The organism is Aromatoleum anaerobium, assembly GCF_012910705.2.
In the GTDB taxonomy this organism is placed as follows: Bacteria; Pseudomonadota; Gammaproteobacteria; order Burkholderiales; family Rhodocyclaceae; genus Aromatoleum; species Aromatoleum anaerobium.
On record NZ_WTVG02000038.1, the window covers coordinates 25,819 to 49,272 of the forward strand.

A 23,454-nucleotide genomic window follows, 5' to 3' on the forward strand; every position below is an offset into this window, starting at 1 on the left:
CCCGAAACCAAGAATCCGATCCAGGTCGTCGAGCGCATGATGAAGCTGCTCGACGTCCTCGCCCATCACCCCGATCCCGCGCCGCTGAAGCAGATCGCACAGGAGACGGGGCTTCATCCCTCCACCGCCCACCGCATCCTCGGCGCGATGTCGCAAAGCGGTTTCGTCGAGCGGGGCGATGGCGGCACCTACCGTCTCGGCATCCGCCTGCTGGAACTGGGGAGCCTGGTAAAGTCGCGCATCTCGCTGCGCGAGACGGCGATGCCGGCGATGCTGAAGCTCCACGCGGCAACCGGCGAGAGCATCAATCTGGGCATTCGCGACGGCGACGAGATCGTCTATGTCGACCGCACGTCGAGCGGCCGCTCGGCCGTCCGCGTCGTGCATATCGTCGGCGCACGGGCCCCGCTGCACACCACTGCCACCGGCAAGCTCTTCCTCGTAGAGGACGGCCTGGAGTGCGTGCGCGAGTACGCGCGCCGCACCGGTCTGCCGGCCTCTACGCCAGGTTCCATCACCGACCCCGCCGCGCTGGAAAAGGAACTCGACAAGGTCCGCCGGCACGGCGTCGCGTTCGACCTCGACGAGGTCGAAAATGGCGTGCGCTGCATCGCTGCCGGCATCCGCGACGATTCCGGCGAACTGATCGCCGGCCTGTCGCTGTCGACCCCTTCGGAGCGCTTCAATCCCGACCGCGCCCCCCTCGTGCGCGAAGCCGCCGACGAAATCTCCCGTGCGCTCGGTTACGTCCCGAGCCGCAACTCCCACTGACGGACGGCGAGCAGCCCGGGGCGCCTAGCCGTTCCCGCCGGGGACGAGCCCCGCGACGCGCTGGGCGCCCACCGCCTCGAGCCACTTCTTGATCCGCACCGCATCCGCAGTGCGCGTGTAGCGCCCATCGGAATCCATCAGCACGATGATCACCGGCTGGTCGAGCAGCCGGGCCTGCATCACGAGGCAGCGGCCCGCCTCGCGGATGTAGCCGGTCTTCGACACGTCAATATCCCATTCGGGACTGCGGACGAGCGAATTGGTGTTGCCGAAGCGATGCATCCGGCCGCGGATCTCGACATGGTCTTCGCTGCTCGTCGAAAAGCGGCGGATCAGCGGATAGGTGGACGCCGCCGACACCATGCGGACGAGATCGCGCGGACTCGAGACATTGGCCGGATCGAGACCGGTGCTGTCGTTGAAATGCGTGTCGCCGAGCCCGACCAGCCGGGCCTTGACGTTCATCGCCTGGACGAACGCAGCGATGCCGCCCGGGTAGCTGCGGCCGAGCGCCGAAGCGGCGCGGTTTTCCGACGACATCAGCGCCAGGTGCAGCAACTGCTCGCGCGTGAGCCGGGTTCCGAGCGCGAGGCGCGACCCAGTCCCCTTGATCGTGTCGAGGTCGTCCTCGGTGATGACGATCTCTTCGGACAGGCTCTGCCCGCCGTCGAGGACCACCATCGCGGTCATCAGCTTCGTGATCGATGCGATCGGCAGTATCGAGTCGCTCTTCTTCTCGAGGATCACTTCGCCGGTCGCCTGGTTGACGACGACGAAGGCCGCAGAGCGCAGCTGCGGGTTACCCAGCCGGTCCACTTCGGGCCGGACCTGGACCGGTGCCATCGGCGCGACGGGGGCGACCAGCGAGCGGCGAGCGGACACCTTGCGCAACGCCGGCTTGCGCACCGCGGCCTTGCGCAGCGTCGTCGCCTTGGCGGTTTTTTTGCGTATCGTGTAGCGGACCGGCGCCTTTTTGGTCGCGGTCGGTTTGGCCGTTCGGACCCGCTCCTGCCCGGTCGCGGCGGCAGCGGGTTCGATCCCTCCGGTCTGCAGCAGGGCAAGACTCAGCAGGGCAATGACAAGATGGCGGAAAGTCATGGTAGGCGAGCCGGAAAGTGCGCGGGACGACACTTTTATTTTTAATCAAATTAAGCAGATATCAAGTTTTTTTGAAGTGGATTCAAAAAGACCTCAGACACATTGTTACATCAACATGAAGGGATGGGTGGGCGCTTACATGCCTGCCTGAAAAAAAGTTCATAACCGCAGAAAAACCGCCACCTCGTCACGGCGCGCGAGGGTGTCCTGGAAGCCCATCTCCATCAGCGCGCGGGTGAAGGCGGGCTCGAACAGGAGGTAGGACAGCAGCGTCGAACCCTCGCGACGCATCGCGCCGACGCCGCGCAGCAGCGTTCGCAATGCCAGCGGCAGCGTGTCGCGATGACGGCCGGCGATCGCGTCGAGCCGTTTTGACGGCGAGATCACCAAGGTTTCGATCGGCCGCAACGCGAGGCCTGCCGCGTCGCGCTCGGCCGCGGTGAAGGCGTTCAGCGTCGTGTTGATGCGCTCCATGCGCTCCAGGTCGACGGCAAGCCCGTCGAGGAAGATGCTCGACAGCGCGTGGCCGGCGATCTGCGCGAGCGGCGGATAGTCTTCGGTGCGCTGACGCCCCTCTTCGGCGAGCCGGCCCGAACCGATCACCAGGATGCGCTCGGCCCCCATGTGGATCGCCGGGCTGATCGGGGCGAGCTGGCGCATCGAGCCGTCGCCGAAATATTCACGATTGATCTTGACCGCCGGAAACACGAACGGAATCGCGCTCGACGCGAGCAGATGCTCGATGCCGAGGCGCGTCGGCATGCCGACGCGCTGCGCGCGGCGCCACGGCAGCACTTCCGGGGCCGCTTCGAAAAATGCGAGGTTCTCGCCGGACGAGTAACCGGATGCGGCAACGCTGACCGCATGGAGATGTCCCGCCTCGATCGCGCGGCGGATCGCCGAGAAGTCGAGCACGCGCTCGAGCAGCGCGCGCAGCGGGCTGTTGTCGAGCAGCGAGCGCGGCGTCTGGCGTACCGCCCAGCCGAACATCAGCGCGCCGCCCCAGCGCAATCCGGTGCCCATCAGCGCCGCGGCGTCGGCCCGGTACACCTGCTCGACGTGGAAATTGCGCCAGATCCACGCCAGCTTGCGCACGCCGGCATTGAAGTCGGACGAAAACACCGCGAGCGCCGCGGCGTTGATGCCGCCCGCCGACGTGCCGCACAGGATCGGGAACGGATTTCCCGGCTGCCGCCCCCTGATCTTGCGGATCGCGGCGAGCACACCGACCTGGTAGGCCGCGCGTGCGCCGCCCCCCGTCAATACCAGCGCCGCCTTCCCTTCCGTCATGCGCCCCCCGCGTCGATCGCAAACCTGCGGGGGAATGATGCCACGGGCGTGCGGGTGGCTGCGGCCGGCACCCCCGCAATCACGCCGCCTGCGGCATCAGGACTGGCCCTGCGCCGCCTCGACCGCCGTCAGTGCGGTCATGTTGACGATGCGGCGCACCGTCGCCGAGGGGGTCAGGATATGCACGGGCTTGGCCGCGCCGAGCAGGATCGGCCCGATCGTCATGCCTTCGCCGGCCGCCGTCTTGAGCAGGTTGAAGGCGATGTTGGCGGCATCGAGCGTGGGGAAGATCAGCAGGTTGGCCGGCTCGCGCATGCGCGCGTTCGGGAAGATGCGCAGGCGCAGCTCGGCGTCGAGCGCCGCGTCGCCGTGCATCTCGCCTTCGACCTCGATCTCCGGATGGCGCTCGTGCATCAGGCGCAGCGCCGCGCGCATCTTCTCGGAGGTCGGCGAGTCGGCCGAGCCGAACGACGAATGCGACAGCAGCGCGACTTTGGGCGTCAGGCCGAAGCGCGACATCTCCTCGGCCGCGAGCAGCGTCATCTCGACGATCTGTTCCGGCGACGGGTCGTAATTGACATAGGTATCGGCGAGGAACACCGTGCGCCCGGGCAGGTTGACGACGTTCAGCGCGTAGCAGTTCTTCACGCCCGGCTTGCGGCCGATGACGCTCTCGATGAACTTCAGGTGCAGGGCGTGCATGCCGTAGGTGCCGCAGATCAGGCCGTCGCCGTAGCCGTGCTTCAACAGCAGCGAGCCGATCAGCGTGGTGCGCCGGCGCACTTCCTTCTTCGCGTAATCGACCGACACGCCGCGCCGCTCCATGATCTGGTGGAAATCGGTCCACAGCTCCTTGAAGCGCGGATCGGAATCCGGGTTCACCAGCTCGAAGTCCTGCTCGGCGCGGATGCGCAGACCGAAACGCTCGACGTTGGCGACGACGATTTCCGGGCGGCCGATCAGGATCGGGCGCGCGAGATTCTCGTCGACGACCGTCTGCACGGCGCGCAGCACGCGCTCGGATTCGCCCTCGGCGAAGATGATGCGCTTGGCCGTGCCGCGCGCCGCGGCAAACACCGGCTTCATGATCATGCCGGAGTGCCAGACGAAATTGTTGAGCTGGCTGCGGTACGCTTCCCAGTCGCTGATCGGCCGCGTCGCCACGCCCGAGGCCATGCCGGCGATGGCGACGGCCGGGGCGATCTTGACGATCAGGCGAGGGTCGAACGGCCGCGGGATGATGTACTCCGGCCCGAAGCCGGACACTTTTTCGCCGTACGCCGCCGCGACGATGTCGCTCTGCTCGGCGCGCGCGAGCTCGGCGATCGCCTTGACGGCGGCGAGCTGCATCTCGTCGGTGATCGTCGTCGCGCCGACGTCAAGCGCGCCGCGGAAGATGAACGGGAAGCACAGCACGTTGTTGACCTGGTTCGGGTAGTCCGAGCGGCCGGTCGCGATGATCGCGTCGTCGCGCACCGCCTTCACTTCTTCGGGCAGGATCTCCGGCGTCGGGTTCGCGAGCGCGAGAATCAGCGGTTTCGCCGCCATTTTCGCGACCATCTCGCGCTTGACCACGCCGCCCGCGGACAACCCGAGCAGCACGTCGGCGCCCTCAATGACTTCGCTGAGCGTGCGCGCCGAGGTCGGCTTCGCGTAGCGCGCCTTGATCGGGTCCATCAGGACGGTGCGCCCTTCATAGACGACGCCCTCGAGGTCGGTGACCCAGATGTTCTCGACCGGGATGCCGAGCTTCTCGAGCAGCCGCAGGCAGGCGAGCGCGGCGGCGCCCGCGCCGGAGGTCACGAGCTTGACCGTCTTCAGATCCTTGCCGAGCAGATGCAGGCCGTTGAGCACCGCGGCGCCGACGACGATCGCGGTGCCGTGCTGGTCGTCGTGGAACACCGGGATCTTCATCCGCTCGCGCAGCTTCGACTCGATGTAGAAGCACTCGGGGGCCTTGATGTCTTCGAGGTTGATGCCGCCGAACGTGGGTTCGAGCGCGGCGATCATGTCGATCAGCTTGTCGGGGTCGCTCTCGGCGATCTCGAGGTCGAAGACATCGATGCCGGCGAACTTCTTGAACAGCACGCCCTTGCCTTCCATCACCGGCTTGGCCGCGAGCGGGCCGATGTTGCCGAGACCAAGCACCGCGGTGCCATTGGTGACCACCCCGATCAGGTTGCTGCGCGCCGTCAGGTTCGCCGCTTCGGCCGGATCCGCGACGATCGCATCGCACGCCGCGGCGACACCGGGGGAGTACGCCAGCGACAGGTCGCGCTGGTTCGACAGGACCTTGGTCGGCGTGACCGAAATCTTGCCGGGCTGCGGGTAGCGGTGATAGTCGAGAGCGGCGCTGCGAATCAGTTCATCCATGACGGTCCCTTCGGTTGTCTCATGTCGTTGTGCACGGCGGTCGGACACGTGTCCACGGCCCATGCTGCGGCAGCTTCGCCACGTCGTACGGCGACGGGCTCCACACCCAGCGGTGGCGAAAGAAAAGCTTTCAATGCCGTTTCGGGCATCTGCCGGCCCGTGGCATAATATTAGGCTTTCGCCGACTGCGGTTAACCCTAGTAGTTTCCACAGTTCGGGAAACGGGGCGGTCACCACGACCCCTCGTCCCCGCCGGCCGCAAGGCTACAGGCTCGACCGACGGGACCGGTTCCGCTTCTGTAATCTGGAGAGCTCGTCGCCATGAATCACCGCTTTTCCGAGGCCGCCCTGGCCGCCACCCCCACCTATGTCCGTCACGAAGGCCTGAAGAAATGGGTCGCCGGCATCGCGGCCCTGACCGAGCCCGAGCGGGTCGTGTGGTGCGATGGTTCGGAGGAAGAATACGACCGCCTGTGCGCCGAAATGGTCGACGCGGGCATGCTGATCAAGCTGAACCCGGAAAAGCGCAAGAATTCCTACCTCGCCTGGTCCGACCCGTCCGACGTCGCGCGCGTCGAGGACCGCACCTACATCTGCTCGAAAGACAAGGGCGACGCCGGCCCGACGAACAACTGGGAAGACCCGGCCAAGATGCGCGAGACGCTCAACGGCCTGTTCGCCGGCTGCATGCGCGGGCGCACGATGTACGTGATCCCGTTCTCGATGGGTCCGCTCGGCTCGCCGATCGCACACATCGGCATCGAGATCTCCGACAGCCCGTACGTCGTCACCAACATGCGCACGATGACCCGCATGGGCCGCGCGGTGTTCGACGTGCTCGGAGCCGATGGCGAATTCGTCCCCTGCGTGCACTCGGTCGGCGCGCCGCTCGCCGACGGCGAGCAGGACAGCCGCTGGCCGTGCAACCCCGACACCAAATACATCGTCCATTATCCCGAGACGCGCGAGATCTGGTCCTACGGTTCGGGCTACGGCGGCAACGCGCTGCTCGGCAAGAAGTGCTTCGCGCTGCGCATCGCCTCGACGATGGCGCGTGACGAAGGCTGGCTCGCCGAGCACATGCTGATCCTCGGCGTCGAGTCGCCCGAAGGCGAAAAGACCTACGTCGCCGCGGCGTTCCCGTCGGCCTGCGGCAAGACGAACTTCGCGATGCTGATCCCGCCGAAGAGCTTCGACGGCTGGAAGATCACGACGATCGGCGACGACATCGCGTGGATCAAGCCGGGCAAGGACGGCAAGTTCTACGCGATCAACCCCGAATCCGGCTTCTTCGGCGTCGCGCCGGGCACCTCCGAGAAGACGAACTTCAACGCGATGGCGACGCTGAAGGAAAACATCATCTTCACCAACGTCGCGCTGACCGACGACGGCGACGTATGGTGGGAAGGCATGAGCAAGGACGTGCCGGCGCACCTGATCGACTGGCAGGGCAACGACTGGACGCCCGAGATCGCGAAGGAAACCGGGCGCAAGGCGGCGCACCCGAACTCGCGCTTCACCGCGCCGGCCGCGCAATGCCCGTCGGTCGATCCTATGTGGGAAGACCCGCAGGGCGTGCCGATCTCGGCGTTCATCTTCGGCGGGCGCCGCGCGACCACCGTGCCGCTGGTGTATGAGGCGTTCAACTGGAATTTCGGCGTGTATATGGCCGCCACGCTGGGCTCCGAGACCACTGCCGCCGCGTTCGGCGCGCAGGGCGTCGTGCGCCGCGACCCGTTCGCGATGCTGCCGTTCTGCGGCTACCACATGGGCGACTACTTCAACCACTGGCTGCGCATGGGCCACGTCGTCGAAGACACGCCGAAGATCTTCTGCGTGAACTGGTTCCGCATGAACGAGCGTGGCGAATTCATGTGGCCCGGCTTCGGCGAGAACATGCGCGTGCTGAAGTGGATCGTCGATCGCGTGCGCGGCCGCGTCGGCGGCAAGGAAACCGGTCTGGGCTGGATGCCGAAGTTCGAGGACATCGACTGGACCGGCGCCGATGTCACGCGCGAGCAGTTCGAAGCGCTGACGACGGTCGACGCCGACGCATGGAAGAAGGAACTCGCGCTGCACAAGGAGTGGTTCGACAAGCTGCAGGATCGCCTGCCGCGCGAACTCGTACTCAAGCGCGAACTCTTCGAACTGACGCTCGCGGTGTAACGCCCGCTGCCGGCCCCGCTCCGGCAGCCCGTGAAAAAGCGCCGATCCGTCGGCGCTTTTTTCATTTCAGCCGTTTCAGCCGCCTGAGCCGCCTGAATTCCGCACGTCCCCCGCGCAAGGAAAACCCGTGCCGCCGCGAGGCGTGCCGGCAGGCGTCAGACGTCGGTGCCCGTACCCCGCCCGGCTGCGACGACGAGACGCTTCTTCATCGCCAGCACCTTGTTCGCATACGAGGCGTTCGGGTCGCTGAGCGCGCCGCCGTAGTATTGCAGCGCGGTCTGCAGGCTGCCGAAACGGCGCAGTCCCTCGACCAGCACTTCGGTGCCGACACGCACGTTGAGCAGCGGATCGAACAGCGCGTCTTTCCGCCGGTTGTCGCCGATCTTGTCCATGTGGAAACGCGGAATCACCTGCATCAAGCCCTGCGCCCCCATGCTGCTGACAGCCAGCGGGTTGAAGCTCGACTCGATCGCCATCACGGCGACGATCAGCAGCGGATCGATGCCCGAGCTGCGCCCGCGATGTTCGGCCGCGGCGAGCACCGGTTCCAGCGCCACGCTCGATACACGGTAGCGGCGTGCGACATAATCACGCACGCGCTCCATCTCGTCCGACAGCACATCGACATCCTTCCTTATCGGCACCGCCTTGACGACGGAAACCGGAACCGGAACCGCAACCGCCTGTTCCAGCGCGACGTCGCGGACGTCCATGATTCCGGTGTCCGCGAACACCACCGGATCATGCTGCAGGTAAGTGCTCCCCAGCCAGGCCGCCGCGACGAGTCCGACGGTGAAAAGCTTGGCGTGAGTCAGATGAACTACCAGGTCGCCGGCCTTGCTTGTGCTTTTGCCGGCATCAGTTGCGTGAACCATGGTTCCTCCGTTCTGTGGCCGCAAGCTTCCACTTCCCGCTCCCTGAAGGCATGCGGGAGGCGCCCTTCGTGACATCGGGCAACGGAACCGGACACGGCAGGGACGCCATGTTCGGGGTGGAATCCGGCGGTTGTCAGTGGTCGTTCAGGCACTCCGCCGCAACCTGACGGGGTGCCCCGCGGTGCGAGCGGCCATGTCGAATGCGCCGTTTCCAATGAGCTGGAAACCGGCGCCGCACCGGTGGATAGAATGAAATCAAACGCTTGCTGCGACGCAACAACGTCCGCAATTTATTTTTGTTCGCAGGTATTGTCAATCCGGGGGATCGTGTAATCGTCGTCTGCAAGCGACGTTTTGCGACTTACGTCACGTGGCTGCAAGCTTCCGTCCGATTGTGAGGAAGTGTTGCGACAGGCCGATCCGGGGCCGCGGGGCGCCGAATCGGCACCAGACCGCGACCGGCACGGCGCACGAATCTCTCGACGAAAGTCGTCAGTGCGGGCTTGCGCCGCCGCCCGCGCTCCGATCCCTGTCGCTGCGATAGCGTGCGGTGAACGAGCGGGCCGCGGCGATGAACTCGAAGAAATCCGCCTCGAAGCCGGCATAGTCCGAGGCCAGTTCGGCACCGCTGCCCGCAAGCGGGTTTGCGCGCCGCAGGCGCAGCGCGATGCGGTCGAGCGCCTGCGCCGTCGCAGGCGCAGATCGATACGACGTGAGCCAGTCCGCTTCGCGCATGCGCGGCAGGATATCGAGCAGGCGCGGCGGCAGCAGCGCGGCATGCTCGTCCATCAGCCGGTACATCTGCGCTGCAAAGTCCTCGAGCGGAATATCGTGGAACTCGTCCCAGTGACGGGCGAGGAAGTGATCGTAGAACATATCGACCATCACGCCACCGACCCGCCGGCGCGCGCTCGACACCCGCGAGCGGCTGCGGACGAAGGCCGGATGCGTATCGGCGAAGACGTCGATCTGCCGATGCAGCCGCACCCCCGCGGCGACCTCCGGCGGCAGACCGGCGGGCAGCGGCCCCTTGACGAAGTCGCCGATCAGGCCGCCGAGCCGGTCCGCCGGCGAGTCACCAGCGAGATAGGCATGCGCAAGGAAGTTCATCGTCGGACAGGCTCATGCAAAGATGCCGGCGAGCCAGGCGATGAAATCCCGCACCACCGCCCGCTTGTGCTGCGCCGGCGTCGCCACGGCGTAATAGGTGAAGGGCGCCGGCGCGGTCACGCCGAACAGCGGCACCAGCCGGCCGGTGTCGACCCATGCTGCCGACAGCCTGCGGGTGCCGACGGCGGCGCCGAGCCCGGCCGCAGCGACCTCGAACAGCATGCCGAGATCATTGAACACGGCGCCGCGCTCGGGCTCCGGCCAGTCGAGCCCGGCCGCGGCGAAACACGGCCGCCACGGCAGCAGGGGCGAACGCAGCAGTTCGGCGCGGCCGAGATCGGCGATGCCGCGCAGCGCGCGCGCCGCCACCCACGACGGCGCGGCGAGCGGCATGACGACGTCGTCGAACAGCTTGCACACGGTGCGCTCCGGATAATCGCCACGCCCCCAGCGCACCTCGACGTCCGCGGTCTCGGCCGTGACGTCCTGCAGCGGGATCGACAGATGCATCTCGACTTCGACTTCCGGGTGCGAGCGCAGGTATTCGGGCAGGCGCGCCATCAGCAATTGCCGCGCGAAAGTCGGCGGCAGCGACACGCGCAGCCGCTCGCGCTCGGGCTGCAGCACGGCGCCCGCCTGCGCGAGCTTGTCGAATGCCTCGCGCACGCTCTCGAGGTACAGCCGCCCCACCGTGGTCGGGCGCACCCCGGCCGGCGTGCGTTCGAACAACGGCGTGCCGAGCATCGCTTCGAGCTGGCGGATGCGGTGGCTGACGGCGCTCGGCGTCACGCACAGCTCGTCGGCCGCCTGCGCGAAACCGCCGAGCCGCGCCGCGGCTTCGAATGCGGCCAGCGCATGCATCGGCGGGACGCGGCGCACGACGCTGCTCATCGTCCACCGTCCCCGGCAAGTCGTGCGACCGCATCAGGGCAAAAGCGCTCGACCGGATGGTCATCGAGATCGGGGTCGAGATCGGAGTCGGACACCAATGGCACCAGTCTTGAGCAAAGCCCTTGTGGATCATCGACGGGGACGTGCGCACGGAACACGCGGACGCCAGGATCGGCGCTGCGGAGGGTGCGGCAGAGTTCGATTGTACCGTTCAATCCCTGGCGTTTGGGCGCAGCGGACAGCGCGCGGAGCCGGGATCCCCATCCGCCTTCCGGTTGACCGCTACGACAGCTCACCGAAGGCTCACCGGATTGCCCGCCAGCCTGACGGCGCCGCCAGTCACCACCGAGCCGAGCGCGGGGCGGGCGACGTCAGGCAGGGTCCTGCATCACGTGCGGCGACGAAGCGGCCGCATGCGGGAGGACATGCGGGGGAGCCTTCATTTCGCAGTTCTCGTCATCGACAACGAGCACTGTGCGCCCGCTCGCGTGAGCCGGACTGGCGAGGCGGCGGCCGCTGCGCAACAATGCAGCAAGCTCGTCCGCCGGCAGGGGCTTGCTGAAATAGTAACCCTGCATTTCGTCGCAATGGTGGCGCTCCAGGAAGGTGAGCTGCTCCGCAGTTTCGACTCCTTCGGCAACGACCTTCAGCCCCATCCTGTGGGCGAGGGCAATCACGGAGCTTGAAATCGCTGCTGCTGCGGGTTTGACGAGTAGATCCATGACGAAGCTCCGGTCGATCTTGAGCTGATCGATGGGGAATTCGCTCAGATAAGTCAGACTGGAGTAGCCGGTACCGAAATCGTCGATAGCCAGCTGAAGGCCGAGCTGCTTGAGGCGGGTTAGCGTGAGATTGGCTTGACGAGGGTCCTCCATCAGTGCGCTTTCGGTGAGTTCCAGTTCGAGCAGGGCGGGGTCGAGCTCGCTGCGGGCCAGCACATCAGCAACGATTTCGACCAGATCGGGCTGATGCAGCTGGGCGGCGGAGAGATTGACGGCGACGATGATGACCGGCAGGCCGGCATCCTGCCAGGCCTTGTTCTGACGACAAGCCTCGCCCAGCGCCCAGGCGCCGAGCTGCTGGATCAGGCCGCTTTCCTCGGCAATCGGGATGAAGCGGGCCGGCGAGATGTATTCGCCGCTGACCGGGTGGCGCCAGCGTGCGAGCGCCTCGACGGCAACCACGCGACCGGTTGCGAGATCGACCTTGGGCTGGTAGTGGAGCTCCAGCGCGTTGGCGGCGAGGGAAAGGCGCAGCGCGCTTTCCATCGACATGCGCTCGCGGGTTTCGCGGTCCAGTTCTTCGCTGAACACGCAATACTTCAGACCCTGCGCTTCGGCGTGGTGCAGCGCGATCGTCGCCTTGTGCAGCAGCGCTTCGAAGGTGTCGCCGTCGTCCGACAACAGACTCACGCCCGCTGCCGCCGAAGGCTGCAGCTTTTCGCCCTTGACCACGGCCGGCGTGCGGACGATGTCGATGATGCGCTCGAGCAGCGCTTGCACTTCACGCGCCTGCCCGAGCCCCGTGAGCATCAGGATGAATTCGGTGCCCTCCTGGCGCGAGACGGCATCCTGCTCGCGAATGCATTGGCTCAGGCGGCGGGCGATGATCCTGAGCAGATCGTCGCCCGCCTTGCGGCCGAGGCTGTCGTTGATCTGCTTGAAGCGCCCGAGCCCCAGCGACACCAGCGCGATCCACGAACCGTCGTTGTGCGCTTGCGCGGCGGCCTGCGCGAAGCGTTCCCGCAGCAGGTTCTGGTTCGGCAATTCGGTCAGTTCATCGTAGCTGGCGAGGAAGGCGAGCCGGTTCTTGAGCTGCCGGTGCTCGCTGATGTCGTGCTGCACGGCGACGAAATTCGTCAGGGCACCGCTGTCGTCGACGACCGGGCTGACGTGGACCGCGGCCCAGTACAGGCTCCCGTCCTTGCGTCGGTTGATGAGCTCGCCCTCCCAGACCTGGCCTTTGAGGATCGTCTCCCACATGTCGCGGTACTGCGCCGGCGAGTTCAGCCCGGAGCGCCAGAATCCCGCCTTGCGCCCCAGCGCTTCGCTGTTCGTGTAGCCGGTAACCGCGCGGAAGCGCGGGTTGGTGTATTGGATGATGCCCTGACCGTCGGTGACGGCCACCGCGCTCGCGCTGCGCTCGACGACGGTGTTGAGCTTGCGCAGCTCGCGGGCGTCGGCCTCGCGCCGGGCGATGTCGTCGAGCAGGGCCTGGCGCATCTGCTCGAAGGTGCGCGCGAGGTGGCCGAATTCGTCGTCGCGGCCGCCCGCCAGCGGCTGCGCGAGATCCCCGCCCGAGATGCGCCGGGCGGCGTCGTCGAGGGTTTTCAGCGGTTCGAGCACGCGCCGCCACAGCGTGCGCACGGCGAACCCGAACAGCGCGCTCAGGACGACGACGGTGAGCACTACCAGCCCCAAGGTGTGCCGCGCGTTGCGGCGCAGCCGCTCGATGTCGCGCGCGAACTGCGCACCGACGGCCTCCGACACGCCAATGACGGCATCGATGCCGCGGCTCGCTTCGCGGTACCACTCCTCCCCGCTCAGCGGATACGCGAGCCCTTCGATGCCGCTCCGATAGACGCCTGCGCGCACCGCCTCGTAGCGCTGCAGCAGGTCCTGCTCGAACACCTCGCGCGCCCGGCTCAGTTCCGGGCTCGCCGGCAGATGCTCGAGGATGACCTCGACGCGCCGCCGGGCGTGAGTCGCCACCACACGATAGTTCCCGAGCAGTACCTGGTCCCGTTCGCCGAGTGGCGCCCCCTGTGCGATTGCAACGCCAAGCACGGCGCGCTCGCGTCCGACATGTTCGGCCAGCGTAAACAGCAGGTCCTTGGTCACCGGCAACGACGCATAGGTGTAGATGTTGTCGCGCAGCGGCAGCATGCCGATCGTGATCAGGCCTTCCAGATTCTCGATCGCGCCGGTTGTCAGGGCCACCCACCGCTCGGCGGCCGCCGGCGCGCCAGCGGCGCCTTGCAGCTGCACATCGAGCTGCGCCCGCCGGCGCTCGATCTCGGCGCGATCCTGCCGCACCTGAGCCAGCACCGCCGCCACCGGATGATCCGGCGCGCGCCGCGCGAGCTCGTCGGCGAGCGCCGCAAGCTGCGCGTGAGATTCATCGACCGCCGCCCGCCGCTGCCGCAGTTCGACCTTCAGCATCTCGTCGGCCTGGCCGGAACGGGGCAGCATCACCGCCGTGAGCCCGCGCTCCATTGCGAGCTGGGCGCTCGCGCGCTGGGCGGCGTCGCCCATGCGTGCGGTCAGCTCGATCCATTCGGCGGCGGCGGCCTTCTGGCGGCTGTCGGCGAGCTGCCACAGGCCGGCGGTCGCCGACAGCACGGCGAAGGCGCCGAGCAGCGTGAAGAACGTGCGTCTGAGCGTCATGTCATCGGTCCGGTGCGACACGTAAGGGAAAGCATCGAATTTTCTTCAACCTGCTCCGTGCCGCTCCGGCCAGAACCCGCGCGGACATCAGCCGCCTCGGCGCCACGCGAAGCACCGGCAAGGCTGATGATGACAAGCACAGCGGGGCGGGGGTCTGGGGCCCGATGGACTACAGCCGGGGAAACTGTAACAGGCGACCTTGCAGGCCGTAAAGATCATATGTCACGCATTACGCATATGCCGGAATGCGCGGGCTGCTGTCGAGCACCGACGGCCGACCCGAACCTCGAGCTCGACCTCGATCCGTGGCCCTGCCTGACGGAAGTTGATGGACATGCCGGAAGCCGGCATCAGCGCGCGCACCAGATTCGACAGCGTGCGCCGTCATCGCCACCCGCGCCGCATCAGCGGCTGGCGGCGCCGACGGACGCCTGCGTTTCGCGAACGGACTCCATGAGCGCGGCGGCCGAATCGTCCGCCGCCCCCTGCCAGCGGTCGAAATGCAGCAACGCTTCGAGCGGCTGGCGCGCCAGCCAGCCGGCGGACTCCAGTTCCGGCTTCTGGTAAAAATGGCTCACGTGGCCGATGCACAGATAGGCTACCGGGACGATGCCGGACGGGATGCCGAGCGCCTCGCGCAGCGCCTTCTGGTGGAAGATGCTGACCCAGCCGACGCCGAGGCCTTCGGCACGTGCGGCGAGCCACAGGTTCTGCACCGCGCACACCGAACTGTAGACGTCCATCGTCTTGATATGCGTGCGGCCGACGACGACCGGGCCGTTGCGGCTGCGATCGCAGGTGATGCACAGGTTGACCGGCGCTTCGAGGATGCCTTCGAGCTTGAGGCTGCGGTAGGTGTCCCGCTTGTCGCCTTCGAACATCAGCGCGGCCTCGGCGTGGGCGGTGCAGAACGCGTCATGCACCCGCTGCTTGACCTCGGGCGACCGCACGACGACGAAGTCCCACGGCTGCATGAAACCCACCGACGGCGCGTGGTGCGCGGCATTGAGGATGCGCGCGAGCACCGCGTCCGGCACCGGCTCCGGCGTGAACTGGCCGCGCACGTCGCGCCGCGTGTAGATCGCACGATAGACGGCGGCACGCTCGTCGTCGCTGAACGAAGGTTGGTCCTGCTTTGCCTGCATCGGACTGCTCATGGATATTCCCCTTTGTGGAAACAGTGGAGGCGCCGCGGTCCAGGCGGCTGCCGGATGTTTCGCGGCCGGTCTTCCGATTGAGGATCGGCTCGTCCGCGATTTTCATGCAATCGGCCCCGGCCGCGATTTATCCGGATGGACTGCCGTGCAGCCGACATGCGGGGGATGCGGAATGTCGTCCGGCGCAGCCGGCAAAAACCACGCGAGCCGCGGATACAGGCTGACCACGTCGCCGACGATCGTCAGCGCCGGCGGCCGGATGTCGGCCTCGCGCACGACGTCCGCGAGCGTCGCGAGCGTGCCGGGGGCGACCCGCTGCGCCTGCGTCGTGCCGCGTTCGACGACGCACGCGGGCGTGGCGGGCGGCAGGCCGTGCGCGACGAGCTGGCGGCAGATCTCGGCGAGCCGCGAGATGCCCATGTAGATCACCAGCGTCTGGCCGGGACGGGCGAGCATCGGCCAGTCGAGGTCGAGCGCGCCGCCCTTCAGGAAGCCGGTCGTGAAGACCACCGAGCGCGCATGTTCGCGATGCGTCAGCGGGATGCCGGCAAACGCCGCGACGCCGGCCGCCGCGGTGACGCCCGGCACGACTTCGACGGTAATGCCGGCTTCGAGGAGCGCCTCCATCTCCTCGCCGCCGCGGCCGAAGATGAACGGGTCACCGCCTTTCAGTCGCACGACGCATTTGCCGGCCTGGGCGAGGCGCACGAGGAGGCGGTTGATTTCCTCCTGCGGCAGCGTGTGGTCGGATGCCTTCTTGCCGACGTAATGGCGCTCGGCGCCGGCCGGGGCGAGGTCGACGATCGCCGGGCTGACGAGATTGTCGAACACCACCGCGTCGGCGCCGGCGACAAGGCGCGCGCCGCGCAGGGTCAGCAGTTCGGGATCGCCGGGCCCCGCGCCGACGAGATAGACATGGCCCGCCGTCGGGCCGGGCCGGGGATGCGCGATGTCGGGTATGGGCATGGGATGTCTCGCAGTGGTTTGCGGTGTCAGTACTCTACGCCCGACAGCACGCCGCGTTGGAGCCGCGCAGCGGCGATTTTTTTCTCGCTCACCGCCTTCCTGCGACGCCTGTTGGGGCCGTGGTAGCCGTTCTGGCCGGTCGATCGGGTCGATTCGTTCATTTTGTCAGTCCGGAAGAAACACCCTGCGGCCGTCGCCGCAGACACGCCGGATCGGATGGTTGTAGGCGTGGCTCAGGCGGTCCGCCTGCAGCACCTCGTCGCGGCTCCCGGCAGCGACGCCGCCGCGGCCGTCGAGCAGGATCACGTGATCGGCAAAGCGCGCGGCGAGGTTGATGTCGTGCAGCACCATCACGACGCCACGCCCGCCGCGGGCGAGCCGGGCGAAGAGTTCGAGTGTCGCGACCTGGTAGTGCAGGTCGAGGTGATTCGTCGGCTCGTCGAGCAGGAAAAGCCGCGGCGCCTGCGTCAGCAGCGCCGCGATCGACACGCGCTGCCGCTCGCCGCCGGACAGGTTCAGGATGTCGCGCTCCGCGATGTCGGCGAGCCCGACTTCGGCGAGCGCGGCACGTGCAAGGGCGACGTCGTCGTCGCTTTCCCAGCCCCAGCGCCCGAGATGCGGATGGCGGCCGACGAGCGCAGTCTGCAGCACCGTCGCGGAAAAATGGTCCGGCTGCTGTTGCGGCAGCAGCCCGCGAAACCGCGCCGCGGCGAGCGCGTCCCACTGGGCATACGGCCGTCCGCCGAGCCGCACTTCGCCGACCGACGGCGGGCGCAATCCGGCGAGCGTATGCAGCAGCGTCGTCTTGCCGGCGCCGTTCGGGCCGAGCAGCACGAGGCATTCGCCGGCAGCCAGCCGCAGGCTGAATTCGCAGCACAGCCAGCGCTCGCCGACTTTCAGTGCGAGGCGGTCCGCTTCGAGGAGGAATTCGGCAGCAGCGTTCATCGCGGGTGGCGCGACAGCAGGAACAGGAACACCGGCACGCCGATCAGCGCCGTCAGCACGCCGACCGGCAGCTGCATCGGCGCGATCACGGTGCGTGCTGCCGTGTCGGCGAGGGTCAACAGCGTGCCGCCGGCGAGCATCGCGGCGGGCAGCAGCACGCGCTGGTCGTTGCCGATGACGAAGCGCACCAGATGCGGGACGATCAGGCCGACGAAACCGACCGAACCGATCAGCGTCACCGCCACCGCGGTCAGCAGCGACGCAAGCACATACAGCAGATAGCGCAGCCGCTCGACGCGCACGCCGAGCGCACGCGCCGACAGCTCGCCGCGCGCGAGCACGTTGAGGTCGCGCGCGAACGGCAGCACCGCGACCAGCCCCACGACCATCAGCACCAGCGCCGGCCACGGCCGGGAGGCACCCGACGCGTCACCCATCAGCCAGAACAGCATCGACTGCAGCCGCGTGTCGGTCGCGAGCGACAGCATCAGCGTCACCGCCGCGCCGCAGCCCGCAGCGACGATGACGCCGGTCAGCAGCAGGCGCGTCTGCGTCCACGAACCGTCGCCGTGCGCCAGCCCGAACACCAGCAGCATCGCCCCGAGCGCACCGGCGAATGCTGCCGCATCGACGAGCCACGGCGCGAGGCCCAGCAGCATCGCCCCCAGCGCACCGACCGCCGCGCCCCCCGAGATGCCGAGCACGTACGGGTCGGCGAGCGGATTCCTGAGCAGCACCTGCATCAGCGCACCGGCAATCGCGAGCAGGCCGCCGCACGCGAACACCGCGACCGCGCGCGGCAGGCGCAGCTCGCGCACGACGCTCGCGGCCATGCCGTCGGCGCCGCCGAACAGCGCGCCGACGACGTCGGAGAACGGGATCGGCAGGTCGCCGGCGGAGAGCGCCCAGACGAGCGCGAGCGCGCCAGCCAGCAGCAAGGCAGCTATCGTGCGAAGGGCCGGAAGCGATCGGAGCATCAGCGGTTATCCGCGCATGTACCCCTGCGAGCTTACTTCGGTGCGTAGCGCACGCCGACGAAAGCGTTCGCGCGCGGCGTGTTGTAGTCCTTGATCAGCTCGTAGTCCTTGTCGAACACGTTGTTCACGCGCCCCTCGAGCGACCAGTCCCGATCGATCGCGTAGCGCGCGAAGACGTTCGCGATCGCGTAGCCGCTCAGCCGCTCGACGTTCGCGTTCTTGCTGTAGCGATAGCTGCTGGCCAGCACTTCGCCGCCGACCGACAGGGCTCCGAAGGAGCGCGCCAACCGGAAAGTGGCAGTACGGTCGGCCCGACGCTGCAGGTGATCTCCGGTTTCCTCGTCGCGCGCCCGCAGGAAGTCCAGGGTCGCAGAGGCGCGCCACGCGCCCGCTTCGGTCGTCGCGCTCATGCTGACGCCCTCCAGCTTCGCGGCACTGACGTTGGCCGGCATCAGCAGGTTCACCCCGGGGGCAGGCTGCGTGGATTGCCAATCGATCAGGTTGCGCACCTTGTTGTTGAAGTACGTCACCGACGCCGTCGTCGACTCGACCTCCCAGTGCACCGCGAACTCGCGATTCCGCCCTTCCTCCGGCTTGATGTCGGGATTTCCGCGCGTGATGAAAGTCTCGCCGCAGATCGCAGCCGGGCAAACGTCCTCGGGCCAGTAGAGATCATTGAACGTCGGCGCCGAGAATGAGGTGCCGTAGGACGCGTGCACCCGCAGCTGCTCGGTGAGCTGGTAACCGTATGCGATCGACCCGGTCGCCTTGTCGTCGAAGTCGGAGTGGTCGTCGTGGCGCGCGTTCGCCTGCAGCCGATGCTTTCCAAAGCTGCCCTGCCAACCCACGAGGGCGGAATTGGTCGTGCGCTCGTCCACCTCAAGGACCTGATCGGTATCCACCTGCTGCTTCAGATGCTCGTATCCGAGCAACAGGCGTCCGATCGGAAGCCGGATGTCGTTCTGCCAGACGCTCTGGTCCTGAATCGTCTCGAAATGCGATTCGGGGGAGAACGCCGAGAAGTGGTCCGTCCCCTTGTCGACCGATCGACCATGCCGCAGCGTCGATTCCCAGCTGGTCGTCAGGCGGTTGCGGCTATATACGTTGAGGGTCGCGATCTCGCTGTTGCTGTGGATATCCGCCGGCGCCGGTGAAAAACTGTTGTCGTACCAGGTGCGGGTATCGCTGTAGAGCATCGATGCTCCCAGTTCGTGGCCCGACGCCGGCCGGAACGCGACGCTGCCCGCGAAATTGCTGTTGCGGTGCCCATCGTCGTCGGGGTCGGCGACCGCCTTCCTCCGTGCGCTGAATCCGTCCGACTCCGCGTACCCGCCCGAAACACTGTAGATCCATCGCTCGTCGCCGCCTGAGAGGCCAACCGACGTCTCGCGCAGGCCGTAGCTGCCGACGCCGACGAACGCATTCGGGCGGACCGGACCGGGTTCGCCGCGTCGCGTGAAGATCTGGATGACGCCGCCGATCGCGTCGCTGCCATACAGCGCGCTCGCCGGTCCGCGCAGGATTTCGATGCGTTCGATCTGGCTGAGGGGGATGTTCTGCGGCGACGGCTCACCGAGCGTCGCAGAGCCGGTGCGCATGCCGTCGATCAGGATCAGCGTATGTCCCGCAGCGCCGCCGCGCAGGTAGATACCCGTCTGCGTACCGGGGCCTCCCGCCTGCGAAAACTGGACGCCGGCCTGGCTCGCCAACAATTCCGCGAGCGTCGACTGGCCCGCCTGCTCGATGACGTCGCGTTCCAGCACCATCAGGTCACTCAACAGTTCATTGACCGGCGTCGGCGTTCGCGTCGCCGTCACCACGACGGTCTCGCCTTCGGCAGCAGCCGAGGCCGGAACCGGAACAACAAACGGAAAAGCGGCAGCAACCGCGACGGCCGTCGCGGACAAGCGGATATTCATCGGGATTCTCCCTGCGCCATCGGTAGCGTCCCCGCTCACCGTGGCATGTTTCACGAGGAAGCGCCGCTACAGGGAATACGTCGAGAGCCGCAGAAGACCGCGCCCGTCGCCGCCACCCCGCGGCACTTCAGCCATAGCGCGTTCGGGCCGGTATCCGGGCTCGTGGGCTGACCGGCGTCCCGTCGGGGAATGCCGGACCGGTCGCATCGCCTTCCCGGACTGATCGTCCAGTGGCGGTTGGATGCGCCTTGCGTCCACTTACCGTTGCGGGGGCAGCACAGGCATGGCGAAGGCCCTGTCGGACGAGCGTTCGCGCACCTGTTTCCCGTTTAACCTTCCGGCGAGGTTCGCCTTCGGGCACCTGAAACACGTCGCATCCGGAAACCGGATGCGGGGCGGATAATAGCGCGTTCCACGACTTCACGCAGCGCAGGCTGCGCCATCCGCGACATGCCCGCACACCTGATCCTCGGCGGCGCCCGCTCCGGCAAGAGCCGGTACGCCGAAACCCTCGCGCTCGGGACCGGGCTGCCGGTCACCGTGATCGTCACCGCCGAAGCGCTCGACGACGAAATGGCGTCCCGTATCCGCCGCCACCAGCAGGACCGCCCGCACGCGTGGCGTACCGTCGAGACGCCGCTGGCGCTCGCCGACGCGCTGCGCCGCGAAGCGCAGCCCGGGCGCTGCGTCATCGTCGATTGCCTGACGCTGTGGCTGATGAACCTGATGGCGGACGCCGACACGCTGGCATCTGCGCTCGATGCCGACGCCCTGCCGCGACTGCGCGCCGAACGCGCCGCACTGCTCGACTGCCTGCCCGGCTTGCGCGGCGATGTGCTGCTCGTCGCCAACGAGCTCGGCCTCGGGCTGGTGCCCGAGACGCCGCTCGGGCGGCTCTTTCGCGATGAGGCCGGACGGCTCAACCAGTCCGTCGCCGCGCTGTGCGGGCGCGTGACTTTCGTCGCCGCCGGCCTGCCGCTGGCGTTGAAGCGCTGAACCCCTGCCCTTAACCCCCGCCCTGAACCCCTGCCCTGCAACGCGTCGCGCCGCTCTCGCACTCGCGCGCGATCGATTTTTGCCCGAGCTGCGCCTTTTCACACGGCACTGCGCACAACGCCTCATACAATAAAGGTCGTGTAACAATTTGTTTGCCGGGAGGGATGATGCGGGAGCGTGCGGCACGACTGAAAAGCAACTCGGACATCCGGGCGCCCCGGGTGCCGGGGCGAAGCGGCGTCGCCATCACGGCGGTCGTCGTGCTCGCGGCCCCGCCCGACGCGCGCGCGGCCGAACCCGCGGCACGGCTTGTCGAGTGCCTCGAAGCGGCTCACCTCGGCCTCGCGTTCCATGCCGGCGCGCTCGCGGTGCTGTTGCTGTCGATCGCGCTCATCGTGCGCCGGCGGTCGCTCGCGCGCGAACAGGCGCGCCTCCAGGCCGAGGCCCTCGCGAGCCGCGACCAGCTGATCCGGACGTTGCAGGCATCCGAGCAGGCGCTGACCCAGGGTCTCGCCCAGCGCAGCCAGGAACTCGAAGCGGCGACCCGGCGCCTGCAGGAAACCGAGCATCGCCTGCAATACGCCGCGCACAACGATCCGCTGACCGGGCTCGCGAACCGCCTGCTGCTCGGCGACCGCATCGCACAGGGCATCACGCGCTCGAAGCGGCACAACTGCCGCACCGCTGTCGTGCTGGTCAACATCGACGACTTCAGGCGCGTCAACGCGGCGTTCGGCGAAGCGGTCGGCGACGAAGTGCTGAAGGCCGTCGGAGCACGGCTGCGCGGCCTGGTGCGCGAGCAGGACACGGTCGCGCGCCCCGGCGGTGACGAGTTCGTCATCGTGCTCGAAGAGGTATTCGACGCGCAGGACGTGCAGCGCGTCGCGAGCGCGGCCGCCACCGCGCTTTCGCAGGAATTCGAGGCGCGCGGCCACGCGGTCACCCTCAGCGCTTCGATCGGCTGCGCGATCTATCCGGACGGCGGGACCGACGCCGACGGGCTGCTGCGCCACGCCGGCAGGCTGATGCGCCGTGCCAAGCGTGGCAAGGACCTGCCTCCCCGGCAGGCGGACCCGACGGCTTCGGCGGCGTGACGGAGACCGCGACAGCCCCGCCGGACTCGCCTCGCCCCCGTGCTAAGATCGGCCCCCCTCAGGACATTGTCACGACCATCATGGACTTCGCGATTTCCCTGCCCGACCCCGGCCTCACTGCGGCGATACAGCACCGCATCGACCGCAAGACCAAGCCGCTCGGCGCGCTCGGCCGGATCGAAGCGCTCGCGCTGCAACTGGGCCTGATCCAGCAGAGCGCGGCGCCGCGGCTCCGCCAGCCGCACATCCTGGTGTTCGCCGGCGACCACGGCGCCGCGCGCGCCGGGATCTCCGCATTTCCGCAGGACGTGACGTGGCAGATGGTCGAGAATTTTCTCGCCGGCGGCGCCGCGATCAACGTGTTCTGCCGGCAGATGGAGCTCGCGCTGACCGTCATCGACAGCGGCGTGAACCACGATTTCGGCCGCCGCGACGGACTGGTCGACGCGAAAATCGCCTCCGGCACCGCGAACTACCTCGAGACGCCCGCGATGAGCGCGGAGCAGCGCGACGCGGCCCTCGCGCGCGGCCGCGAACTCGCGCACGCGCTCGCCGCGAATGGCTGCAACCTGGTCGGTTTCGGCGAGATGGGCATCGGCAACACCGCGTCGGCATCCTTGCTGACGCACTGCATTACCGGCATCGACCTCGCCATCGTGACCGGCCGCGGCACCGGCCTCGACGACGCCGGCCTCGCGCGCAAGCACGGGCTGCTCGCGCAGGCCATCGCCCGCGGCGGTCGTCCTGCCGACCCGCTTGGCGCGCTCGCCGAATACGGCGGCTTCGAGATCGCGATGATGGCCGGAGCGATGCTCGGCGCGGCCGAAAAACGCATGACGCTGCTGATCGACGGCTTCATCGTGACCTCCGCGCTGCTCGTCGCGCAGGCGATTGCGCCGACGATCCTGCCTTACTGCGTGTTCGCGCACCGCTCGAAGGAGCCGGGACACACCACCCAGCTCGCCCACCTGCGCGTCGACCCGCTGATGGAGCTCGACCTGCGCCTCGGCGAAGGCACCGGCGCCGCGCTCGCGTTCCCGCTGGTGCAGGCGGCGGCGAACTTCCTCAACGACATGGCGAGCTTCGATTCGGCTGGCGTCGACGACATGGTGTGAGCGGGTTCAGTAGCCCTGGAACAGGAAATCGAGGGCCCGGATGATGTCGTCCCGGCGGTCCGCGAGCGAACAGATCGGCGGCTTCAATACACGGAGCGGGATGGCCGCAAGTTTCGGGGTTTCGATCTGGCAGGACTGGCCTTCGACGTCGACACAGGGAATCAGGTCCGAAGGCAACCGGACCGCCGAAAACCGGTCGCGGCGCCGCAATGGGATCACGACGCGGGTCTCGAGCTCAGCGAGCAGGTCGGCCTGGACATCGAGCAGATAGGGCGTATCCGCGGCGCCCGCCGAAGGATTCCGGTAAACATCGAAGCGCGCCATG

At 67.7% G+C, this 23,454-nt stretch carries 19 protein-coding genes and 1 riboswitch; of the genes, 5 read left to right on the top strand and 14 right to left on the bottom strand.

The features are described from left to right. Positions 1-36: 36 nt before the first annotated feature. On the top strand, positions 37-771 hold the full coding sequence (locus tag GO606_RS09020) for an IclR family transcriptional regulator (protein ID WP_211161481.1): 735 nt from the start codon (positions 37-39) through the stop codon (positions 769-771). A 24-nt stretch (positions 772-795) separates the two neighbouring features. On the opposite strand, the gene GO606_RS09025 is transcribed toward GO606_RS09020, so the two are convergent. The 3 genes from GO606_RS09025 to GO606_RS09035 all read right to left on the bottom strand — a co-directional run bounded on the left by GO606_RS09025 (position 796) and on the right by GO606_RS09035 (position 5,532). Beyond that, a complete protein-coding gene (locus tag GO606_RS09025; protein WP_169119073.1) occupies positions 796-1,869 on the bottom strand; it encodes a serine hydrolase in 1,074 nt (357 codons plus the stop codon). A 159-nt stretch (positions 1,870-2,028) separates the two neighbouring features. Beyond that, the gene (locus GO606_RS09030) at positions 2,029-3,159 is read right to left on the bottom strand and encodes a patatin-like phospholipase family protein (protein ID WP_169119074.1); all 1,131 of its coding nucleotides are present in this window, start codon (positions 3,157-3,159) and stop codon (positions 2,029-2,031) included. A 96-nt stretch (positions 3,160-3,255) separates the two neighbouring features. Beyond that, on the bottom strand, positions 3,256-5,532 hold the full coding sequence (locus GO606_RS09035; protein WP_169119075.1) for an NADP-dependent malic enzyme: 2,277 nt from the start codon (positions 5,530-5,532) through the stop codon (positions 3,256-3,258). Between the two features lie 321 nt (positions 5,533-5,853). Between GO606_RS09035 and GO606_RS09040 the strand changes: the two genes are divergently transcribed. Then, the gene (locus GO606_RS09040) at positions 5,854-7,698 is read left to right on the top strand and encodes a phosphoenolpyruvate carboxykinase (GTP) (RefSeq protein ID WP_169119076.1); all 1,845 of its coding nucleotides are present in this window, start codon (positions 5,854-5,856) and stop codon (positions 7,696-7,698) included. Positions 7,699-7,853: 155 nt separating this feature from the next. Here the strand turns inward: GO606_RS09040 and GO606_RS09045 are convergent, their stop codons facing one another. The 10 genes from GO606_RS09045 to GO606_RS09085 form a co-directional block, all read right to left on the bottom strand. Further along, on the bottom strand, positions 7,854-8,573 hold the full coding sequence (locus GO606_RS09045; protein WP_169119077.1) for a transglycosylase SLT domain-containing protein: 720 nt from the start codon (positions 8,571-8,573) through the stop codon (positions 7,854-7,856). Positions 8,574-9,065: 492 nt separating this feature from the next. Next, on the bottom strand, positions 9,066-9,683 hold the full coding sequence (locus tag GO606_RS09050) for an acyl carrier protein phosphodiesterase (protein WP_169119078.1): 618 nt from the start codon (positions 9,681-9,683) through the stop codon (positions 9,066-9,068). A 12-nt stretch (positions 9,684-9,695) separates the two neighbouring features. Next, complete coding sequence (locus GO606_RS09055) at positions 9,696-10,574, bottom strand: LysR substrate-binding domain-containing protein (RefSeq protein WP_169119079.1); 879 nt, start codon at positions 10,572-10,574, stop codon at positions 9,696-9,698. A gap of 371 nt (positions 10,575-10,945) precedes the next feature. Beyond that, positions 10,946-13,960: an EAL domain-containing protein gene (locus tag GO606_RS09060; protein WP_169119080.1), complete on the bottom strand. Its 3,015-nt coding sequence runs from the start codon at positions 13,958-13,960 to the stop codon at positions 10,946-10,948. Between the two features lie 404 nt (positions 13,961-14,364). After that, positions 14,365-15,117 carry a 5,6-dimethylbenzimidazole synthase gene (gene bluB, locus GO606_RS09065; RefSeq protein ID WP_169119081.1) on the bottom strand — a complete coding sequence of 251 codons (753 nt, stop codon included), beginning with the start codon at positions 15,115-15,117 and terminating at the stop codon, positions 14,365-14,367. 102 nt (positions 15,118-15,219) lie between these two features. After that, the gene (gene cobA, locus GO606_RS09070) at positions 15,220-16,083 is read right to left on the bottom strand and encodes a uroporphyrinogen-III C-methyltransferase (RefSeq protein WP_169119082.1); all 864 of its coding nucleotides are present in this window, start codon (positions 16,081-16,083) and stop codon (positions 15,220-15,222) included. A 26-nt stretch (positions 16,084-16,109) separates the two neighbouring features. After that, complete coding sequence (locus GO606_RS21925; protein WP_281503917.1) at positions 16,110-16,244, bottom strand: hypothetical protein; 135 nt, start codon at positions 16,242-16,244, stop codon at positions 16,110-16,112. Positions 16,245-16,248: 4 nt separating this feature from the next. Next, entirely contained in the window at positions 16,249-17,028 is a 780-nt protein-coding gene (locus tag GO606_RS09075; RefSeq protein WP_169119083.1) for an ABC transporter ATP-binding protein, read from the bottom strand. Next, on the bottom strand, positions 17,025-18,005 hold the full coding sequence (locus tag GO606_RS09080; protein WP_169119084.1) for a FecCD family ABC transporter permease: 981 nt from the start codon (positions 18,003-18,005) through the stop codon (positions 17,025-17,027). The genes GO606_RS09075 and GO606_RS09080 overlap by 4 nt, the downstream gene beginning before the upstream one ends. 32 nt (positions 18,006-18,037) lie before the next feature. Beyond that, positions 18,038-19,924, bottom strand: coding sequence for a TonB-dependent receptor domain-containing protein (locus GO606_RS09085; RefSeq protein WP_169119085.1), 1,887 nt, complete (start codon positions 19,922-19,924; stop codon positions 18,038-18,040). A gap of 128 nt (positions 19,925-20,052) precedes the next feature. Then, positions 20,053-20,304: riboswitch (cobalamin riboswitch) on the bottom strand. Positions 20,305-20,374: 70 nt separating this feature from the next. Between GO606_RS09085 and cobU the strand changes: the two genes are divergently transcribed. From cobU to cobT, 3 genes are all read left to right on the top strand, one after another. Continuing rightward, positions 20,375-20,920 (top strand): bifunctional adenosylcobinamide kinase/adenosylcobinamide-phosphate guanylyltransferase, encoded by a 546-nt coding sequence (cobU, locus tag GO606_RS09090; protein ID WP_169119086.1) that lies wholly within the window; start codon positions 20,375-20,377, stop codon positions 20,918-20,920. A 164-nt stretch (positions 20,921-21,084) separates the two neighbouring features. Then, on the top strand, positions 21,085-22,014 hold the full coding sequence (locus GO606_RS09095; protein WP_246979462.1) for a GGDEF domain-containing protein: 930 nt from the start codon (positions 21,085-21,087) through the stop codon (positions 22,012-22,014). A gap of 80 nt (positions 22,015-22,094) precedes the next feature. Next, entirely contained in the window at positions 22,095-23,129 is a 1,035-nt protein-coding gene (gene cobT, locus GO606_RS09100; protein ID WP_169119445.1) for a nicotinate-nucleotide--dimethylbenzimidazole phosphoribosyltransferase, read from the top strand. A 6-nt stretch (positions 23,130-23,135) separates the two neighbouring features. Here cobT and GO606_RS09105 read toward each other — a convergent pair whose 3' ends face one another. After that, on the bottom strand, positions 23,136-23,453 hold the full coding sequence (locus GO606_RS09105; protein WP_169119444.1) for a CcdB family protein: 318 nt from the start codon (positions 23,451-23,453) through the stop codon (positions 23,136-23,138). Position 23,454 lies beyond the last annotated feature (1 nt).

Excerpts from the sequence above, each read along its gene's own strand:
- GO606_RS09075 (WP_169119083.1), bottom strand. The coding sequence starts at position 17,028 with ATGAACGCTGCTGCCGAATTCCTCCTCGAAGCGGACCGCCTCGCACTG.
- cobU (WP_169119086.1), top strand. The coding sequence starts at position 20,375 with ATGCCCGCACACCTGATCCTCGGCGGCGCCCGCTCCGGCAAGAGCCGG.
- cobT (WP_169119445.1), top strand. The coding sequence starts at position 22,095 with ATGGACTTCGCGATTTCCCTGCCCGACCCCGGCCTCACTGCGGCGATA.
- GO606_RS09105 (WP_169119444.1), bottom strand. The coding sequence starts at position 23,453 with ATGGCGCGCTTCGATGTTTACCGGAATCCTTCGGCGGGCGCCGCGGAT.
- cobA (WP_169119082.1), bottom strand. The coding sequence starts at position 16,083 with ATGCCCATACCCGACATCGCGCATCCCCGGCCCGGCCCGACGGCGGGC.
- GO606_RS09030 (WP_169119074.1), bottom strand. The coding sequence starts at position 3,159 with ATGACGGAAGGGAAGGCGGCGCTGGTATTGACGGGGGGCGGCGCACGC.
- GO606_RS09095 (WP_246979462.1), top strand. The coding sequence starts at position 21,085 with ATGATGCGGGAGCGTGCGGCACGACTGAAAAGCAACTCGGACATCCGG.
- GO606_RS09055 (WP_169119079.1), bottom strand. The coding sequence starts at position 10,574 with ATGAGCAGCGTCGTGCGCCGCGTCCCGCCGATGCATGCGCTGGCCGCA.
- GO606_RS09045 (WP_169119077.1), bottom strand. The coding sequence starts at position 8,573 with ATGGTTCACGCAACTGATGCCGGCAAAAGCACAAGCAAGGCCGGCGAC.
- GO606_RS21925 (WP_281503917.1), bottom strand. The coding sequence starts at position 16,244 with ATGAACGAATCGACCCGATCGACCGGCCAGAACGGCTACCACGGCCCC.
- GO606_RS09020 (WP_211161481.1), top strand. The coding sequence starts at position 37 with ATGATGAAGCTGCTCGACGTCCTCGCCCATCACCCCGATCCCGCGCCG.
- GO606_RS09050 (WP_169119078.1), bottom strand. The coding sequence starts at position 9,683 with ATGAACTTCCTTGCGCATGCCTATCTCGCTGGTGACTCGCCGGCGGAC.
- GO606_RS09035 (WP_169119075.1), bottom strand. The coding sequence starts at position 5,532 with ATGGATGAACTGATTCGCAGCGCCGCTCTCGACTATCACCGCTACCCG.
- GO606_RS09060 (WP_169119080.1), bottom strand. The coding sequence starts at position 13,960 with ATGACGCTCAGACGCACGTTCTTCACGCTGCTCGGCGCCTTCGCCGTG.
- GO606_RS09085 (WP_169119085.1), bottom strand. The coding sequence starts at position 19,924 with ATGAATATCCGCTTGTCCGCGACGGCCGTCGCGGTTGCTGCCGCTTTT.
- bluB (WP_169119081.1), bottom strand. The coding sequence starts at position 15,117 with ATGAGCAGTCCGATGCAGGCAAAGCAGGACCAACCTTCGTTCAGCGAC.
- GO606_RS09040 (WP_169119076.1), top strand. The coding sequence starts at position 5,854 with ATGAATCACCGCTTTTCCGAGGCCGCCCTGGCCGCCACCCCCACCTAT.
- GO606_RS09025 (WP_169119073.1), bottom strand. The coding sequence starts at position 1,869 with ATGACTTTCCGCCATCTTGTCATTGCCCTGCTGAGTCTTGCCCTGCTG.
- GO606_RS09080 (WP_169119084.1), bottom strand. The coding sequence starts at position 18,005 with ATGCTCCGATCGCTTCCGGCCCTTCGCACGATAGCTGCCTTGCTGCTG.